Origin of the sequence: Steroidobacter flavus (assembly GCF_042651805.1) — a bacterium.
GTDB classification, from domain to species: Bacteria; Pseudomonadota; Gammaproteobacteria; order Steroidobacterales; family Steroidobacteraceae; genus Steroidobacter; species Steroidobacter flavus.
In genome coordinates this window covers 780,680-799,077 of record NZ_JBHSDU010000001.1, presented here as the reverse complement: position 1 = coordinate 799,077, position 18,398 = coordinate 780,680, and the positions used below count along the sequence as shown (strand labels likewise).

The window sequence follows — 18,398 nt, the reverse complement described above, 5'->3', positions numbered from 1 at the left end:
GCATGGATGCATTACTACGCGAGCTACGGGAAGGGCCAGACGGTATCGCCGAGTACTACGATACCGAGATCACGAGCAAAGCGCTGACCATCGGCAGTGCCGCCGATCGAAACATTCAGTTGTTGGGCCGGGGCATCGCGCCCGAGCATGCGGTGATCGTGCTGGCCGGCTCGCAGCTCATGCTGGAGTGCCGGCGCGGCGAGGTGGTTCGTCTCAACGGCAAGAAGAAGGCGACGGCCCGACTCAACGTCGGCGATGTGATCGAGCTGGCCGGGCATCGTCTGCGCATTGCTCAACCGCCGCCGGGCTTCAATGCGGCCATCGAGCTGCAACCCAACGATCGTATCGATGCCAGCGCGTTCGAGAGCGCATTCCGCACCGACCTGTCACAGACCTGGCTCGGCAAGCGCGCCATGGCGTGGACCGGCGTGGTGCTGGTGCTGTTGTTCGGACTGGCATTGCCGTTCTTTGTGATGAAGCTGCATCACGGCGGCATGGCGACGCCTTCGTGGGTTCCGGGCGACAAGTTCTGGAACAGCGGTCCGTTGCATCAAGTGCATCAACAGGCCATCGGCGATCGCTGCGAGACCTGCCATCAAAAGCTGTTCCAGCGGGTGCAGGACGCGGCCTGCACCGAATGTCATCGCACGACGCACGATCACATCATGCCCGCACGTCTGGCGCTCACCGAGCTTGGACCGACGCCGCGCTGTGCGACCTGTCATCGCGAGCACAACGAGCCGCAGACCTTCCTCGTCAACAGTGGCGATGGAATGTGCGTCGATTGTCACGGCGATCCCAAGCACGGCTTCGGTCAGATCGAGAAGGAGCCGGTGCTGGGCTTTGGCTTACAGCGGCATCCTGAATTCAAGCCTCACCTGCTGGTCTCGACCACGGCGCAGTCGGGCGCCGGCTTCACCTATGAATGGAAGACGCTGGTCGCTGAGCTCGACAAGGCCAAGGAACAGTCGAACCTGAAGTTCTCTCATCAGCAGCATCTCGATCCGGATCAGGTGCTCCGTCGCGGCGACAGCAAGCCGATGAACTGCGCCGACTGTCATCGGCTCGAGCCGGATGGCGAGCACTTTGCGCCGATCCGGATGGAAGGGCAGTGCTCGTCGTGTCATGAGCTCACGTTCGATCCTGCCGCGCCGGATCGTCAGCTGCCTCATGGCAAGCCGCGCGAAGTCGTGCTCACGTTACAGGACTACTTCACTCGCAAGTTCTCCGATCCGAACGCGGGCAAGGTGACGCGCGAGCGTCGTCGCCTGCCGGGACACGACGATGAAGAGGAGACCTGCACCGGTGCGCCGTTCGATTGCGCCATGCGCAGCGCCCGCAAGGAAATTGAAAGTCAGTTCACGCGTCGCGGTTGCATTGGCTGCCACGGCGTGATCGACACGAAAGCGCCCAACGTATTCGAGCGCTTCAACGTCATCCCGATCAAGTTCGCGCGCGATTACTTCCCGGCGAATCGCTTCGATCATCGCAGTCATCAGATTCAGGGCAAGCTGACCGGCGATGAGGCGTGCATGTCCTGCCATGCGGCCAAAAAATCCGAGGACGCCAGTGATCTGATGGTACCCGGCATTACGAAATGTACCGAGTGTCATGGCGATAAGGCTGCGGCCGAGCGAGTCACCGTGCAATGCGTGAGCTGTCACGAATATCACCCGCGCGATCCATCGCTGCTGGATGTTTTCACCAGTGGCGTGAATTCCCGCATCACGACGTTATTCATCCCAAAGGCCGGGCGACCGCAGGAGCGCGGCCTGGGGAATCCCGCGGGAGAGCAACGGAGCGAAACCAAACGTACGCCTGCGGGCGAACTCGCTGGATCATGAGACAGACTTCACATATTCGCGCGTGGCGGAGCTTGCTATTGCCGTTTTCGGCGGTGGTGCTGGCGGCCTGTTCAGGCGGCTCGCCCACGACTCCGACCACCGGCACCGATACCAGCAATCCGACCTGCACTGGCACATGTCTGGGAACGTCGCTATCGAACCTCACCGTCGCCGATGTGCAACGAGTGATCGCCCAGGGCGTTGCCGAAGCACAAGCACGCGGCACGAATGCAACGATCGCGGTCGTCGATCGCGTGGGCAATGTGCTCGCTGTGTATCGCATGGGCGACGCGAGCTCGCGCTCGGTGACGGTGACGACGTCCCCGGACGGCAGCGCGCCGATCGCCGGCGGTTTGGAAGGCATTCGTCTGCCGGTACAGGCAGCGATGGTGAACATCGATCAAGCGGCAGCCATAGCGAAGGCGGTGACCGGCGCGTATCTGTCTTCGGAAGGCAACGCGTTCTCGACGCGGGTCGCTAGTCAGATCGTGCAGGAACATTTCAATCCTGGCGAAGACTTTCAGCCGGCCGGTCCGTTGTTCGGCGTGCAGTTCAGCTCGCTCGCGTGCTCGGATCTGGTTCGTTCGTTCACCGGTACGCCGGGCCCGGGACCGCAGCGAACGCCGCTGGGATTGTCGGCGGACCCGGGTGGCTTCCCGCTCTACAAGAACGGCACTGTGGTGGGCGGTGTCGGCGTGCTGGCCGATGGTTTCTACACCATCGACAAGAGCATTCTGGATCGTGACATCGACGTGGACGAGGCGATCGCGCTCGCCGCGACGTTTAGCTACAGCGCGCCGGTCGATCGGCGTGCCGATCGCATCACCGTCGATGGCAAAGTACTCCGCTTCACCGATGTGGAGTTCGCCGATCTCAACGCGAACCCGCAAGCCGCCCCGGACTTCAGCACGCTCACCGCGGCCGTGGGCGCACTGATTCCGGTGCCGGGTTATTCGGACGGCGTCATTCGCGACGGCACAGTGTTCGGTCAGCCCGGGTCGGGCGTGCGTGCTGACGGCGATCAGAACTATCCCGGACGCGACGCTTTCGTCCTGGTCGATGAAACAAACAATCTGCGATATCCGCCCCGCGCCGGTACCGATGGCGCTTCGGCGCTGACTGAAAGCGAAGTGCGCACGGTGCTGCAATCGGCGCTCGATGTCGCGAATCGTGCTCGTGCGCAGATTCGACGTCCGGTGGGCTCGCAAGCTCGCGTGACGATTTCAGTCGTCGATTCGCAGGGCGTGATTCTTGGCGTTGCTCGCACGCGCGATGCGCCGCTGTTCGGCACGGACGTGTCGTTGCAGAAGGCGCGTACCGCGGCGTTCATGTCATCGAGCACGGCAGCGAGCTTCATCGCGAGCTTGCCCGACGCTCGATATCTCAGCACAACGGACGCGGCCGTCAGCGTCGTGCGCTCGATTCAGTTGAGCAGCTATGTGGATCAGTTGCGCACGTTCCTCAATAGTCCCACTGCGCTTGCCGACGGGCAGATCGCATACACCGATCGCGCTTACGGCAACCTGGCGCGACCGTTCTATCCCGATGGCATCAACGATGAGAATCAGGGCCCGATGAGCAAGCCGCGAGGCGAGTGGAGTCCGTTCTCCACCGGCATGCAACTCGACGTCGCGATGAACGCCGTTCTTCAGCACGTGTTGTTCGTGGCCGGCGTGCCTGGGATTCCGGATGTGGCGCAGGGGTGCGCGGGTGTGCAACTGGCCACCGACCTCAGCAGCGTGGGGCAGACGATCACGGGCGTGCGCCTGGCGAACGGGCTGCAGATCTTCCCCGGCAGCGTGCCGATTTATCGAGGAAATACTTTGATCGGCGCGGTCGGTGTGTCCGGCGACGGTATCGATCAGGACGACATGGTCGCGTTCATGGGCCTGCATAACGCGGGTCAGACGCTGAGCGGCGCAATCAACAACGCGCCGGCGGAAATGCGCTCCGACAATTTGCTGCCGCAAGGCGTGCGTCTGCGCTATGTGCAGTGTCCGCAGGCGCCGTTCATCGACGGCACGGACGACAACGTGTGTGGAGGGAAGTGACGTGAGCAAGAAACGTCAACCACTGACTGCTTCGTTACTCACGATCAGTACGTTTGTTGTCACCGCGACTGCGTGGTCGACGAGCGCGAGCTCCGCTGAAGTTTGCTATCAGGACGACATCGGCCGCATCGTGAAGCGGCGTCGGCCAGGCTATACCGAAGTGCCGTGTCCGCAAGAGGGCAGCGCGCAGCAACCGACGACGCCTTCGGGTGAGGGCGTGCCGCCGCAACCGCCGGCAGCTCAACAAGTCCTGCCAGTGCCGCCTGTTGAAGATACGGGACGCGCGCCACGACGACGGGTGATGGAACGTGCACAGCCGGCGTCGATCTCGCCGATCCCGCGTCCCGGTCTGACTGATTTCGTCGACTCGGTGCCGATGCCCGATCGTTGGCGCATCGTCGACACGCTGGGCTACAAAGAACGGTGGTGGGACCCTTACAACCGCAACGTGCTCAAGGCGGACAAGCCGGTCGTCGGCGACGATTGGTTCTTCAATCTGGGGCTGATCTCCGACACGGTCTATGAGTTGCGCGAAGTGCCGACCGGCATCGGCGCGATCTCGACCGACAACCCGGGCGGCATCGACGTGTTCGGCAGCTCCGATCAGTGGACGGTGGGACAGAACATCAGCGCCGAGTTTGTCTATTACAAAGGCAACACGGTCTTCAAGCCACCCGATTGGGAATTCCGCGTGACGCCGGTGGTGTCGTACAACTACACCGAGCTGGAAGAAATCCAGGGTGTGAATGCGGATGCGCGCAAGGGACTGACGCGCGATGACACGTTCGTCGGCTTGCAGGCCGCGTTCGTGGACAAACATCTGCGCAACGTTTCCGACAACTTCGACTTCGACAGTTTCCGTATCGGCATTCAGCCGTTCTCATCGGACTTTCGCGGCTTCCTATTCCAGGACAATCAGCTGGGCGCGCGGTTGTTCGGTACTCGTGACAACAACAAATGGCAGTACAACCTCGCGTACTTCCGCCGGTTGGAGAAGGACACGAACAGCGGCTTGAACGATGTCAGCGAATCGCCTCGCAAGGACGACGTGTTTGTCGCCAACCTCTATAGACAGGACTTCCCGGTGCTCGGCTTCACATCGCAGGCCACGGTACTCTACAACCGCAACCGCGAGGATGAGCTGCGCTACAACGCCAACGGCTTCATCGAGCGGCCGGCGTCGCTGGGTCTGGAAAACTTCCGTGAGTACGACGTGACCTATGTCGGCTACAACGGCGACGGTCACTTCGGTCGGGTGAATCTAACGACCTCCGTGTACTACGCGTTCGGCGACGAGACGCCGAGCGTGTTTGTCAATCAGAAAGTCGACATCAGCGCGCTGTTCGCGGCGGCGGAGCTGTCGATGGACTTCGACTGGATCCGCCCGCGCATTTCGCTGTTGTATGGCAGTGGCGACGACGATCCGTTCGATGACGAGGCGCACGGCTTCGATGCGGTGTTCGAGAACCCGCAGTTCGCCGGCGCGGACACGAGTTACTTCATTCGTCAGGCCGTGCCCCTGATCGGTGGCGGTCGCGTGAACCTGGCGACTCGTAATGGCGTGTTGAACAACCTGCGCTCGAGCAAGGAAGAAGGTCAGTCGAACTTCACCAATCCCGGCATCGTCATGGCGGGCCTGGGGGTCGATATGGATCTGATGCCTGAGCTGCGCTTGTCCTTCAACGCGAACACGCTGTACTTCGACGATCCCGCGGTGATCGAAGTGGCGCGCAATCAAGGGCCGATCGATAAGCACATCGGCTACGACGTGTCGGCGTCACTGGTGTATCGCCCGATGATGTCGCAGAACATCGTGGTCCGCGCCTCGTATGCGACGCTGATCGCTGGCGATGGCTTCGAAGCGTTGTTCCCGGACGAGGATCCGGGCTACTTCCTGCTCAACGCGATCTTCGCTTACTAAAAGAAGTGACTGGTGACTAATGACTGGTGACTGCCAAAGAGTAAGAAGGATTGGAGCCGCTGTGGCGCTGGTCATGGTGTGCGCGTTCAGTGGCGTGGCTTCCGCCAGCCTGTTCGGCGACGAGCCGAAGTATGTGACTGCGCCGTCCGCGCCGAAGAGTCAGACCGACGAGATGATGCGGGCGAAGACCGAGGGCTGTCAGACCTGTCACACGCAGACCGATCAGCCGACCATGCACACGAACCCGGCGGTGAAGCTGGGTTGCACGGACTGTCACGGCGGCGATGCGAATGTGCGTCTGGTGGCCGGCGTTCAACGCGGCACCAAGGAGTACATGAAGCAGCAGGAGCTCGCGCACGTGCTGCCGAAGTTTCCGGAGGAGTGGAAGTATCCGTCCAGCGCCAATCCGGAGCGCACCTACACGTTGTTGAATCGGGAAAGCCCCGAGTTCATTCGGTTCACGAACCCGTCCGACTACCGCATCGTTCGCGAGTCGTGCGGGGCCTGTCACATGGAGATCATCGAGGCGTCGGCGCGAAGCATGCACACGACGGGCGCGATGCTGTGGGGTGGCGCGGCTTATAACAACGGCATTCTGGATTTCAAACAGTACATCCTCGGCGAGGCGTACGACCGCAACGGGCAGGGCGTGCTGCTGAAGGGACCGAAGATCCCGGATCATCTGGTCAATCAGGCGGCGGTCGCCGGCATTCTGCCGCAGCTGTATCCGCTGCCGTCGTGGGAAACGATTTATCCCGGTGACATCTTCCGCGTGTTCGAGCGCGGTGGCCGGAATATCGCGAACTTGTTCCCCGAGACAGGCATTCCCAACGCGCTCGGTCAATTGCAACGGATCGAAGAGCCAGGGCGGCCTGACTTCCGTCAGTCGAATCGCGGTCCGGGCACGGGTGCGCGAATCGCTGTGCCCGTGATCAATATCACCAAGACGCGGTTGAACGATCCGCTGCCGTGGTTCATGGGTACCAACGATCAGCCGGGCGATTTCCGTCATTCGGGCTGTGCTTCCTGCCATGTTGTCTATGCGAACGATCGCGACAAGCGCCACTCGAGCATCTACGCGAAGTTCGGTCATGAGGGCCTGACGCGCACCGTCGATCCGACGATCAGCAAGACCGAACCCGGTCACCCGCTGACGCACACGTTGACGCGCTCGGTGCCGACCAGTCAGTGCATGGTCTGTCACATGCACCAGCCGAACATGTTCATGAACAGCTTCCTCGGCTACACGATGTGGGACTACGAGTCCGACGCGCCGTTCATGTGGCCGGAGAAACAGCAGTACCCGACCAGCGATCAGATCCGCAAAGTGTTGGATCGCAATCCGGAAGCTGCGGCGACGCGTGGCAAGTGGGCGGACGTGGAGTTCTTGAAGCAGGTGTCCGAGCTCAATCCGCAGCTCAAGGACACACAGTTCGCGGACTATCACGGGCATGGCTGGAACTTCCGCGCCGTGTTCAAGCGCGACCGCAAGGGCAATCTGCTCGACGCCAATAACAAGATCGTCAGCGACGACGATCCGCAGAAGTTCAAGAAGTCAGTCCACATGTCGTCCATTCACGTCGACGTGGGCATGCAATGCGTGGACTGCCATTTCTCACAGGACAATCATGGCAACGGCTACATCTATGGTGAGGTTGCCGCCGCCGTCGAGATCGACTGCAAAGACTGCCATGGCACCTCACAGCAGTTGCCGAACTTGTACACGTCGGGCCCGGCCGCACTGGGCGGCGGTGTGGACATGACCACACTGCGCACGCCCGATGGCCGTCGCCGCTTCGAGTGGGTCGGCGACACGTTGTATCAGCGCTCAATGATGGAGTCGGGCGTTGAATGGCGCATGAGTCTGGTGAAACGCTCGGTCGATCCCAACAGTGCCGAATACAACCCGAAGGCGGCGCGTGCCAAGCTCATGAGCAAGAACACGTCGTCGCTGGAGTGGGGCAAGGGCGTCGCGCCGAACAACCTTGCGCACACCGACGAGAACGTCGAGTGCTACACGTGCCACACGTCGTGGACCACGAGCTGCGGCGGCTGTCACTTGCCGATCGAGGCGAATGCCAAGACCGATCGTCATCACTACGAAGGCGGCGAGACACGCAACTTCGCGACCTACAACCCGCAGGTCGCGCGCGATGACATGTTCCTGCTCGGTCGTCGCGAGCCCGCCGCGGGCGGCAAGATCGCGCCGGTAAGATCGAGTTCGGCGTTGGTACTGTCATCGACGAATGCGAACCGCGAGAAGATTTATATCCAGCAGCCGCCGATCGCGGCCAGCGGTTACAGCTCGCAGGCGTTCAACCCGCATTACCCGCATACGGAACGCAAGACGGAAACGAAGACTTGCACCGACTGCCATTTGTCGAAGGAGAACGACAACAACGCCATCATGGCGCAGCTGTTGGCGCAGGGGACCAACTTCATCAACTTCGTCGGCTACAACGCGTATGTGGGCGGCGAGGGGCAGATCAGCGCGGTCAACGTCACCGAATGGGATGAGCCGCAAGCGGTCATCGGCAGCTTCCTGCATCGGTATGCTTATCCGGACTGGTTCGCCGATCACAACAAGAACGATCGCGAGCTGAAGAACGGCTACAGCCACAACGCTGGCGATGTGCGGTGCCTGCAGCTGCGCGGTGAATATTTGTATGTTGCCGAGGGTCGCGGCGGCCTGCAGGTGTACGACGTGGCGAGCCAGGGCAACAAGGGCGTCTCGCAACGTTTGATCACCGCACCGTTCAGCCCGTTGGGTCACGACACTCAGGTCAACACGAAGGACGCGACGTGCGTCGCGCTGCCGACCAATCAGCCGATTCATCCGCCGCGTAACAATGGCGAGAAGATGCGGGTGGCGAACCTGGAGCAGCCGATTCATCCGCTCTACAACTACGCGTACGTGACGGACTCGAAGGAAGGTCTGATCCTGGTGGACGTCAACACCATGGCCGACGGCGAGCCGCGCAATAACTTCTTGAAGCGTGCGGTGACCTGGAATCCGGGCGGCGTGCTTAATGGCGCGCGTCACATCACCGTTGGCGGCTACTACTTGTACATCACGACGGCGAAGGGCGTGGCCATCGTCAGTGTCGATACGCCGAAGAATCCGGTGTTGATCGCAGAGATTCCGCTGAAGGATGCTCGTTCGACGGCCTTGCAGTTCCGCTATCTGTTCGTCACCGATGCGGAGGGCTTGAAGACCATCGATGTGACCGATGCGAAGGCGCCACGGCTCGTGCCGGACAACACGATTCGTATGAAGAATGCTCAGCGCGTGTTCGTCGCGAGAACGTACGCATACGTTGCAGCGGGCAGCGATGGTGTCGTGATCGTCGATGCGGAGCGCCCGGAGCGGATGTTCGAATATCAACGCTTCACGGCGGGCGGCAAGATCACCGATGCCCATGATGTGATCGTGGCGACCACCAATGCCTCGCTGTTCATGTATGTGGCGGACGGCGAGGGCGGTCTCAAAGTGGTGCAGCTGACCTCGCCCGCCTCGCAGCCCAAGTTCTATGGCTTCAGCCCCGAGCCCAAGCCGGAGCTGATTGCGATGTATTCGACCAGCAAGCCGGCGCTGAGCCTCTCGAAGGGCCTCGAGCGCGATCGCGGTGTGGACGAGACCGGCGGTCAGATCGCCGTCTTCGGCCGCCGCGGCTCGCGACCGCTCAATCTGGAGGAAATGCGCAAGCTGTTCCTGGATGACAACGGGCAGCCGTGGTATGTGACCGACCAAGTAGAACAGAGGGTCTCACGGCAGTAGCGGAGTATCTCTATGGGATGGAGGGCGATAACACGTTTGTGGACGGTCGCAGCGTTACTGGGGGTGAGCGTGCGTGCGCTCGCCATCGAGCCGGGTATTGCCGATTACAAACATATGGGGGTGGCAAGCTGCGCCACCAGCGTTTGTCACGGCAAGCTCGCGCCGCAATCAGATAAAGATGTGGCGCTGAACGAGTACCGGATCTGGCAACAGGAGGACCGGCACGCACAGGCGTTCCGAACCCTTGAGCTTGCCGAGTCAAAACGCATTGCCAACAACCTCGGCTTGCCGAATGCGACCGCGGCCAAGATCTGTCTGGACTGTCATGCCGACAACGTGCCGGCGGACAAGCGCGGCCCGAAGTTTCAGATGAGCGACGGCATCGGCTGCGAGGCGTGCCACGGCGGTTCGGAAAAATGGCTCGAAAGTCACGCGACGGAGACCGCCACGCATAAGGACAACGTGGCGCGCGGCATGTATCCAACCGAACAGCCGCTGAAACGAGTTCAGGTGTGCCTGGGGTGTCATCTCGGCACCAAGGATCAGTTCGCGACGCACGCCATCATGGGCGCGGGTCATCCGCGCTTGAGCTTCGAACTCGAGGCTTACACCACCAATCAGCCAGCGCATTTCATCGTCGACAAGGACTACAACGAGCGCAAGGGAGAGATTCCCGGCATGAACCTGTGGGTCACCGGGCAGATCGAGACCACCCGTCGTTACCTGTCGCTGTTGCAAACAAACATGTTCCATGCGGGCGACATGTTTCCGGAGCTGGCGTTCTACGATTGCCACAGCTGCCATCATCCGATGGACAAGATCCGCTGGAATTCGGCACGCGCCGGCGCCGGCATCAAGCCGGGAACGGTGCGTTTGCAAACCCAGAATCTCATCGTGTTGCAGGCCCTCACCGATGCTTTCGAACCCGCCGCGACCGCGCAGCTCGCCGATCTGACGAACGCGCTCATTCGCGCCGGGCAGCGCGATCGTGCCGCGGTGAACGAGGCGGCGAAGGCGTTGCTGAACTGGCTGGGCCCGCGCGATGCGCTCGCTCGTAAACAATATTCGAGCGCGGATGTAATTAAGATGCGCAAGACGCTCGCTCGTTGGGCGGCGACCGATAAAGCAGGTGACTATGCGGCTGCGGAGCAGATCGTGCTGGGGCTGGAGAGCCTGAGCTACACGATCGGCGATCGCAACAGCAAGAAAGCGGCGCTGGATGCGCTGTACAACGCGGTCAAGAACGACTCGACGTTCAGTCCCCAACAATTCGCCACTGCCGCGGCCAACGCGCAGAAATCATTCTGAACGGAACTCATCGTGCGCTTCTTAGCCGCCAGCAAACGATTCTCCGGTCGCACTCACCCGGGCCGTCGCGGCGGCCCGAACGAGGATGTGATCGGTTGGGACGAGGCGAGCAACTTCTGGTTCGTCGCCGACGGCATGGGCGGTCATGCCAGCGGCGACGTGGCCAGTCGGGTCGTGAAAGAAACATTGCTGGGCGAGGCGCTGACGCTGCCGCTGGTGGATGCAATCAGGAAAGCGCATGAAACGGTGCTGGCGACCGCGAAGACCAACACTGCTTACGACAACATGGGCTCGACCGTCGTGGCGACGCGCATTGCTGAACGGCAGGCGGAGATTGCTTGGGTGGGCGATAGTCGAGCCTATCTATGGCGGGGCGGATCGCTGAGCGCGCTGACGCGCGATCACTCGTATCTGGAAGTTCTGCGAGTCCAGGAGAATCTTTCTGAAGAGCAGTTGCGCGGCCATCCCAACCGGAATCTGGTGACCCGGACGCTCGGCATCGGCACGCCGGAGCCGTCGACCACGACCTTGCCGCTGAAACGGCGGGACTGGCTGCTCCTGTGCAGCGACGGGCTCAACGATGAGCTGGAGGATCGCGAGATTGCCGAAGTTCTGCAGACTCATGCGCAGCCGGAGAAGGCCACCGAGGCTTTGATCGATGCGGCGCTGGCCAAAGGCGGCCGGGACAATGTGAGCGCGGTGGTCGTGGAATACGACGGGCCGGATGCGGTCGAGGTTCCGGGCGGGATTTCGCAGAAACTGAAACCGATGTTACCTATTATTGGCGGAATGGCCGCCGCCACGCTCGTGGCGGTCTTGTGGTGGTGGTTCTATGGTCGCTGAATCCAACGCAGTCCTGATCAAGGTCGGCAACAGCCGCGAGATCCAGGTGAAGCAGGAAACCGTGCTGGGCCGGCAGGCCGAGTGCGATGTGCTGCTCACCGAAGGTCACGCCTCCCGCCGGCACGCCAAGCTGGTGCTGGCGGAGGACGGCTATTGGCTGGAAGATTTGGGGTCTTCCAACGGCACGTTCATCAACGGCAATCGGATTTCCGGTCGCGTGAAAATCGCCTCCGGCGACCGTTTGCGTTTCGATGTCGAGGAGTTCGACTTTCGTATTCCGTCGCAGACATCGGCACCGGTGGCGCTCGATGAGAGCAAGACGGTGTATCGGGCGCCGGAGTCGGCGGCGGTCGTGGCCGAGAGCAGCGGTGTGTTCAAGCGGCCGGGCGCCTGGGCGGATCCGGATGCGATGGGCGATGCCGGCGTCCACAAGACGAAGTTCATCGACCCCGCACAGATGAAACAAATGGCCAGCAGCACCGCGCCCGTCGCGGCTGCGCCCAGCGCGGTCGATGGGCCTCATCTGCAAGTGGTGTCCGGCAGTCGGACGGGGTTGAACATTCGCCTGGCGGTCGGCGACTCGGGCAATGCCGAGTGGACCATCGGCAGTCAGACGGATCGCGAAGTCCAGTTCATGGACAGCGGCGTGTCGGCGCTGCACGCCAAGATCGTCAATGAAGGCGAGCGCTGGAAGGTGCTCGATCAGATGTCGGCGAACGGCACGTTCGTCAACGGCAAGCGGGCCAATGTGAGTTATCTGTCCTCCGGCGATCGCGTGCGCTTCGGCCCGGTCGAATGCGTATTCCGCACCGATGCCAGCATCGGCCCGATCACCGCCACTCAACGCGTCGCCGACGCCGGCGCCGGCGAGGAGACCAAAGGCCGCAACCTCGTCGTCGCGACGGTCGCGTTCCTTGCGACCATCGCTGTGCTGTTCGTTGCTTATAAATTCCTGTTGGCGAAGTAGTCAGCTATCGCGGCTGCGCATAGCCGCCTCACCAGCATCCGACACCTCAACCCACTTCGGATCCGGCGCCGCATCCGGCACGTAGCTGTCGTGCCAGTTCCACCATTTGTAAGGCCGGCTCTGCGGATAGCCTGCCGGTGATTTCTCCCATTCCTCCTGCCGTCCAAGCGCCGTCATATCCAGGAAGCTCCACACCGTACCGATCGCTTCATCGCCGCGGCTGTTGATGAAGTACGTCCGAAAGATCCGATCGCCATCGCGAATGAACGCATTGTGCCCGTGCCATTCCGCCACGCCGAAATCGGCGTCGAAGCTATCCGTGATGGTGTACCAGGGAATGTGCTGCCATCCCATTTGTGACTTCAGCCGCTTGATGTCAGCCTGCGGCGCACGCGAGGCGTAAGCGAGTGTCGTATCGCGGGCGTGAAGGTGGGAGAGGTGAGAGACCTGGTCGGCGACCATGGAACAACCGATGCACGCATGCTGAGGCCAGCCATGGACACCGGGCTCGAAGAAGGCGCGATAGACGATCAACTGTCGCCGGCCTTCGAACAAATCGAGCAGATTCACTCGGCCATTGGGCCCATCGAAGATGTATTTGTTTTCTACGGCCAGCCAGGGCATCTGGCGGCGCTCGGCCATGAGGGCGTCGCGGGCGTGCGTGTGAGCTTTTTCCTTGGCGAGCATGTCCACTCGCGCCGCTTCCCACTCTTGCGCCGACACGATGGGAGGCGTGTTGGGCGGTAATTTCGTCGTGCTCATCGAAACCTCCGAAAGATCATTTCGGGAGCTAGTGTCGCCCCACGGAGCACAACGCGGGAGTAACAAATATGGCGGCATTCAGCCGCGACCCGCTACAGCAGTGTCAATAAATGCTTCGCCGCAACCGGATTGTGCTCCTTGGCCCCGCTGATGAAGAAGATAAAGACATCGCGCGGTTTCTTCGGAGGCTTGGCAGTCGTGACATACGGCAAATCCGACGGCGTGCCGCCCTCCGCCCACAACTTCGCACGCTCGCTCCAGGCTTGGAGATCGGGCTTGGAATATCCGGTCGGCTCGGTCTTTTCCGTCTTACGCAACCGGGCGTAGACAAAATCGGCAGTCACGTCGGCGAAGTTCGGAAACTCATCCGTGTGGGCGTACACCGTCGCGACGGAATACTTCTTCGCCAGCTCCACATACGAAGGATCCATGAAGGTCTTGTGCCGCACTTCGAGCACGTGCCGGAGTGGCAGGTCGTCGAGAGTGTGAGGCAAGGCTGCGAGAAATTTCTCGATGTCGTCCGCATCGAAATGGAGGCTGGGCGGACACTGCCACATGATCGGTCCGAGCTTCGGCCCTAGCGACGACAAGCCGCTGGCGAGAAACTTCGGCATGGAAGGAACCGCTTCCGAGAGTACTTTGCGATACGTGAGATAGCGCGGTGCCTTGATGGAGAACACGAAGTCGTCGGGCGCATCGTCGCGCCATTTCGCAAAAACCTCCGGCTTCTGCAGCCGGTAGAACGTGCCGTTGATCTCGATGGCCGTGACCTGCCGGCTCGCGTAGTTGAGCTGCGATTTCTTGGGCAGGTCGGAAGGGTAGAAGGTCTCTTCCCAGGGCTCGTAGGTCCAGCCGCCGATGCCGGCGCGGATTCTTCCCATCTTGTTGCTCATGGAAACCTCAACGCACCAGGTGACGAACGGGCAGCCGCGACGAACGCTTGATGGTATTGAGCACGATGCTCGAATGCACGTCGCGGACAGCGCGAATATGCATGAGCTTCTTCAGCACCACATTACTGAGCTGTTCGAGGTCCGTGACGACCACTTGCAGCAGCAGGTCGTAGGCGCCGGTCATGGCGTGACAGCTCACCACTTCTTCCATGCTGTCGACGGCGCGGCGGAACTGCTCGATGTTTTCGTCGGTGTGGCGCGTCAGACGGACCTGCACGAATGCCTGCACCTTCAAGCCGAGTCGGTTCGGATCGACGACGGCGGTGTATCCCTGAATGATGCCGTCCTGTTCCATGAGCTTCACGCGACGTGCGCAGGGCGTGCTCGAAAGACCGACCTCTTCGGCAAGGTCGACGATGGATAAGCGGCCGTCGTTCTGCAGCTCGGTGAGGATGGCGGCGTCGTAGCGGTCCAGGTCCATTTTACATCCGGAGTGGAATCGCCTAATTCGGCGGGTTGAAGTGGAGACTATCACCAAACGGCGCCCGATTCCTGCCGCACTTTGTTGATTTCCGCTTCGCGCTCAGGCGTACGCTGGCGAGCGCGGCGCGCACAGCCGCGAGACAAGACTCGAGTACATGAGCGCAGAACGACATTCGGTATTTGGCACCGGCGTTGGCAGTGGGACCCGGCAGCATCCGCAGCCTGATTGGCAGCGAGTAGTGCATACAATTCTGGTGTCGCGCGCCCTGGATGAGCTGGAAGAGACGCAGTTGCTCCCGGCGCGCAAGATCCTCTATCAGTTTACGGCGCGGGGCCACGACGTCACGCAGGTGTTGCTCGGGCAATTAATGACCGGTGCGCGCGATGGCATGGGTGTTTATTACCGCTCGCGGCCGTTGCTGCTCTCGGTCGGTCTGCCGCTCAAGGACGCGCTGGCCTCGACGATGATGCGTTCGGGCAGCGTGAGCGACGGTCGCGATATCGGCGTGGTATTCAATTTGCCGAAGCGAGAAGGTGTTTGCGTGTTGCCCGCGTGTGGTGGCGTGGGTGCGCAGTACACGCCGGCAATCGGTTGGGCGCAGTCGCTGCAGTATCGAGCGCAGGTTCTGAAGGAAGCCGAGGCCAATGGCAGTATCGCGGTGGCTCATGGCGGCGACGCTTCGGCCGCGACGAATGGTTTCTGGGCCGCGCTGACGATCGCGACCACGCAGCGTCTACCGATCCTGTTCTTTATCGAGGACAACGGTTACGGCATCTCGGTGAAGTCTGATTTCCAGACGCCCGGTGGCAACATCGCCGCCAATCTCTCGGGCTTCAAGAACCTCCGCATCATCGAAGGCGACAGCGCCAAGCCGGTCGAAGCGGCGAACCTGATCGCCGAAGGCGTTGCGGCCGTGCGTGCTGGCGAAGGGCCGGTGTTGATGCGAATGCTGGTGCCGCGCTTGTCGGGCCACTCTGGCCAGGACACGCAGACCTACAAGACGCCCGAAGAAATCAGCGCCGAGCGCGCTCGCGACCCGTTGGTTCAGCTGCGTGCGCAGCTCGTGCCGAATGTGATTTCTGAAGACGCGTGGAAGGCTCTCGAACAGCGCGCCAATGACGATGTGCAGGCCGCGCTGGCCGCCGTCGAAGCGAGCTCGGTGCCCGATGTCACTCGCTCCACCAGCCATGTCTTCTCCGAAAACAAAGCAGACGGCAGCGTCGATCTGCAGCTGCAGGGCGGCCTGTTGAATGCGGGCATCAAGCATCCCAAAGGCAACGAGACCCCGCGTTCCGAAGGGCCGCGCATCAACATGGTCACGGCGATTCGTCGCACGTTGGAACATGAGTTGAGCATCAATCCGCGCGTCGTCGTGTTTGGCGAAGACGTCGGTCGCAAGGGCGGCGTGCATGCCGCGACGTTGGGATTGCAGGAGAAGTTCGGCGCATCGCGCGTGTTCGATACGAGCTTGTCGGAAGAGGGCATCATCGGTCGCGCCGTGGGCATGGCGCTCGCTGGCCTGATGCCGGTACCAGAAATTCAGTTCCGTAAGTACGCCGATCCGGCCGTCGAGCAGTTGAACGATTGCGGCACGATGCGATGGCGCACGGCGAATCGCTTCGCCGCGCCGATGGTCGTGCGTATGCCGGGCGGTTTCTTCAAGTGCGGCGATCCGTGGCATAGCCAAAGTAACGAAGTGCAGTTCGTGCATGCGATCGGCTGGCGGGTCGCGATGCCTTCGAATGCGGAAGATGCCGTGGGCTTGTTGAGAAGCGCGGTGCGTGCCAACGATCCGACGATCTTTTTTGAACATCGCGCGATGCTTGACGGTGCCTGGGCGCGTCGTCCGTATCCGGGCGATGATTTCGTCGTCCCGTTTGGCAAAGCGAAACAACTGCGCTCGGGTTCTGAGTTGACCGTCATCAGTTGGGGCGCCATGGTCGAGCGTTGCGAGCAGGCGGCGGAAGAGTCGAACGTCGACGTCGAGTTGCTGGACCTGCGCACGTTGATGCCTTGGGATCGCGAGGCCGTGCTGGCATCGGTGCGCAAGACGCGTCGTTGCCTGATCGTTCACGAAGACAACCTCACCGCCGGCTTCGGTGCCGAGATCGCGGCCACGCTGGCCAAAGAAGCGTTCTTCGATCTCGACGCGCCTATCGAGCGAGTCACCATGCCGGACGTGCCGAGCCCGCACAGCCCGCTGTTGCTCGACTCGGTGGTGCCGAGTGTCGCCCGCATCACTGACGCGATCCGTCAGCTCGCCAGCATCTGATCGAGAGACTCACAATGACAACAATCGAAGTGCGCGCACCGAGCGAGCAGTCCGAAGGCACGCGTTCGCAGGTTCAGCGCTGGTTGAAGAACATCGGCGAGACGGTCGTGGAGAACGAACCGCTGATCGAAGTGGAGACCGACAAGGTCACCATCGAAATTCCCGCGCCCGCCGCCGGCGTGCTGCGTGAAATCCTCAAGCACGAGCAGGAAGAGATCGAGCCTGGCGAATTGCTGGGCAAGATCGTGTCAGCCCAAGCGGCCGCTGAAGCTGCGCCAGCGCCAGCACCGGAGGCGACCGCCGCTCCGAGTCGGCCCGCAGCACCGGGCGCAGAGATTCGGATGGCGGCACTCGCTGCTCATGCCGAAGCGTTGTCGACCGGTCGTAGCAGCCCGGCCGTGCGTCGATTGATTGCTGAGCATGGGCTCGAATCGGCGCCGATTCGTGGCACAGGGGCGGGCGGTCGCGTCACTGTTGACGACGTGCTCGCGTATGTTGCTGACCGGCGCGCGAACAGCGAAGCTCTGCAGCGGAAAGCGTCCTTGCCGACGGAAGCAGAAGCAGCCGTCGCGGGCCGCCGCGTTCCTCACTCGACGATGCGCAAGCGCATTGCCGAGCGCATGGTCGAGAGCCTGTTGCAGACAGCGCCGCATGTCACAACGGTGTTCGAGGCCAACATGTCCGCTGTGATTGCGCATCGCGCGGCTCACAAGGATGAGTTTCAGAAGCAGGGCGTAGCGCTGACCTTCACGGCGTATTTCCTCGCGGCGTGCGTAGATGCGATTCGCGAAGTGCCCGAAGCGAATAGTCGCTGGACCAGCGATGCGTTGATCGTTCCGGACACCGTCAACATCGGTGTCGGCACAGCACTCGAAGGCAAGGGGCTGGTGGTGCCGGTGGTTCGCAATGTGCAGGGGCTGGATCTGCTCGGCATCGCCCGCGAATTGGGCGAATTGGTCGAGCGTGCTCGCAACGACAAGCTCACGCCGAGTGATGTCCGTGACGGCACATTCACGATCTCGAATCACGGCGTGAGCGGCAGTCTGGTCGCGACGCCCATCATCATCAATCAACCGCAGTCCGCGATTCTCGGCGTCGGCAAATTGGAGAAGCGGGCGGTGGTCGTCACCGAGAAGGGTGAGGACCGTATCGTGATCCAGCCGCGTTGTTTCATCACGCTGACGCTGGATCATCGCGTGATGGACGGCCATCGCGCGAACCGGTTCCTGCAAGTGTTGGTGGAGCGATTGGAGAACTGGAAGGACTAGCGTGGTC

At 61.7% G+C, this 18,398-nt stretch carries 12 protein-coding genes; 9 read left to right on the top strand and 3 right to left on the bottom strand.

Features of this window, described 5'->3' with window-relative positions:
- Window positions 1-2 precede the first annotated feature (2 nt).
- The 7 genes from ACFPN2_RS03110 (at window position 3) to ACFPN2_RS03080 (ending at window position 12,712) form a co-directional block, all read left to right on the top strand.
- A complete protein-coding gene (locus ACFPN2_RS03110) occupies window positions 3-1,844 on the top strand; it encodes an FHA domain-containing protein (protein WP_380594865.1) in 1,842 nt (613 codons plus the stop codon).
- The gene (locus tag ACFPN2_RS03105; protein ID WP_380594864.1) at window positions 1,841-3,895 is read left to right on the top strand and encodes a heme-binding protein; all 2,055 of its coding nucleotides are present in this window, start codon (window positions 1,841-1,843) and stop codon (window positions 3,893-3,895) included. The genes ACFPN2_RS03110 and ACFPN2_RS03105 overlap by 4 nt, the downstream gene beginning before the upstream one ends.
- A gap of 1 nt (window position 3,896) precedes the next feature.
- Window positions 3,897-5,816: a hypothetical protein gene (locus tag ACFPN2_RS03100; protein ID WP_380594862.1), complete on the top strand. Its 1,920-nt coding sequence runs from the start codon at window positions 3,897-3,899 to the stop codon at window positions 5,814-5,816.
- 73 nt (window positions 5,817-5,889) lie between these two features.
- The gene (locus ACFPN2_RS03095; protein ID WP_380595297.1) at window positions 5,890-9,594 is read left to right on the top strand and encodes a hypothetical protein; all 3,705 of its coding nucleotides are present in this window, start codon (window positions 5,890-5,892) and stop codon (window positions 9,592-9,594) included.
- A gap of 36 nt (window positions 9,595-9,630) precedes the next feature.
- A complete protein-coding gene (locus ACFPN2_RS03090; RefSeq protein WP_380594860.1) occupies window positions 9,631-10,902 on the top strand; it encodes a multiheme c-type cytochrome in 1,272 nt (423 codons plus the stop codon).
- 12 nt (window positions 10,903-10,914) lie between these two features.
- Window positions 10,915-11,745: a PP2C family protein-serine/threonine phosphatase gene (locus ACFPN2_RS03085; RefSeq protein ID WP_380594858.1), complete on the top strand. Its 831-nt coding sequence runs from the start codon at window positions 10,915-10,917 to the stop codon at window positions 11,743-11,745.
- A complete protein-coding gene (locus tag ACFPN2_RS03080; RefSeq protein ID WP_380594856.1) occupies window positions 11,735-12,712 on the top strand; it encodes an FHA domain-containing protein in 978 nt (325 codons plus the stop codon). Before ACFPN2_RS03085 ends, ACFPN2_RS03080 begins: the two co-directional genes overlap by 11 nt.
- On the opposite strand, the gene ACFPN2_RS03075 is transcribed toward ACFPN2_RS03080, so the two are convergent.
- The 3 genes from ACFPN2_RS03075 to ACFPN2_RS03065 form a co-directional block, all read right to left on the bottom strand.
- Complete coding sequence (locus tag ACFPN2_RS03075) at window positions 12,713-13,474, bottom strand: DUF899 domain-containing protein (protein WP_380594854.1); 762 nt, start codon at window positions 13,472-13,474, stop codon at window positions 12,713-12,715.
- 92 nt (window positions 13,475-13,566) lie between these two features.
- Entirely contained in the window at window positions 13,567-14,367 is an 801-nt protein-coding gene (locus tag ACFPN2_RS03070) for a DUF72 domain-containing protein (RefSeq protein WP_380594852.1), read from the bottom strand.
- A 7-nt stretch (window positions 14,368-14,374) separates the two neighbouring features.
- Window positions 14,375-14,848 carry an Lrp/AsnC family transcriptional regulator gene (locus ACFPN2_RS03065; protein WP_380594851.1) on the bottom strand — a complete coding sequence of 158 codons (474 nt, stop codon included), beginning with the start codon at window positions 14,846-14,848 and terminating at the stop codon, window positions 14,375-14,377.
- 157 nt (window positions 14,849-15,005) lie between these two features.
- Between ACFPN2_RS03065 and ACFPN2_RS03060 the strand changes: the two genes are divergently transcribed.
- Both ACFPN2_RS03060 and ACFPN2_RS03055 read left to right on the top strand, forming a co-directional pair.
- A complete protein-coding gene (locus tag ACFPN2_RS03060) occupies window positions 15,006-17,123 on the top strand; it encodes an alpha-ketoacid dehydrogenase subunit alpha/beta (protein WP_380594849.1) in 2,118 nt (705 codons plus the stop codon).
- Between the two features lie 14 nt (window positions 17,124-17,137).
- Window positions 17,138-18,391, top strand: coding sequence for a dihydrolipoamide acetyltransferase family protein (locus ACFPN2_RS03055; RefSeq protein ID WP_380594847.1), 1,254 nt, complete (start codon window positions 17,138-17,140; stop codon window positions 18,389-18,391).
- Window positions 18,392-18,398: the final 7 nt, after the last annotated feature.

Coding starts and splice junctions, on each gene's coding strand:
- ACFPN2_RS03110 (WP_380594865.1), top strand. CDS start 3: ATGGATGCATTACTACGCGAGCTACGGGAAGGGCCAGACGGTATCGCC.
- ACFPN2_RS03105 (WP_380594864.1), top strand. CDS start 1,841: ATGAGACAGACTTCACATATTCGCGCGTGGCGGAGCTTGCTATTGCCG.
- ACFPN2_RS03095 (WP_380595297.1), top strand. CDS start 5,890: ATGGTGTGCGCGTTCAGTGGCGTGGCTTCCGCCAGCCTGTTCGGCGAC.
- ACFPN2_RS03080 (WP_380594856.1), top strand. CDS start 11,735: ATGGTCGCTGAATCCAACGCAGTCCTGATCAAGGTCGGCAACAGCCGC.
- ACFPN2_RS03075 (WP_380594854.1), bottom strand. CDS start 13,474: ATGAGCACGACGAAATTACCGCCCAACACGCCTCCCATCGTGTCGGCG.
- ACFPN2_RS03070 (WP_380594852.1), bottom strand. CDS start 14,367: ATGAGCAACAAGATGGGAAGAATCCGCGCCGGCATCGGCGGCTGGACC.
- ACFPN2_RS03065 (WP_380594851.1), bottom strand. CDS start 14,848: ATGGACCTGGACCGCTACGACGCCGCCATCCTCACCGAGCTGCAGAAC.
- ACFPN2_RS03060 (WP_380594849.1), top strand. CDS start 15,006: ATGAGCGCAGAACGACATTCGGTATTTGGCACCGGCGTTGGCAGTGGG.
- ACFPN2_RS03055 (WP_380594847.1), top strand. CDS start 17,138: ATGACAACAATCGAAGTGCGCGCACCGAGCGAGCAGTCCGAAGGCACG.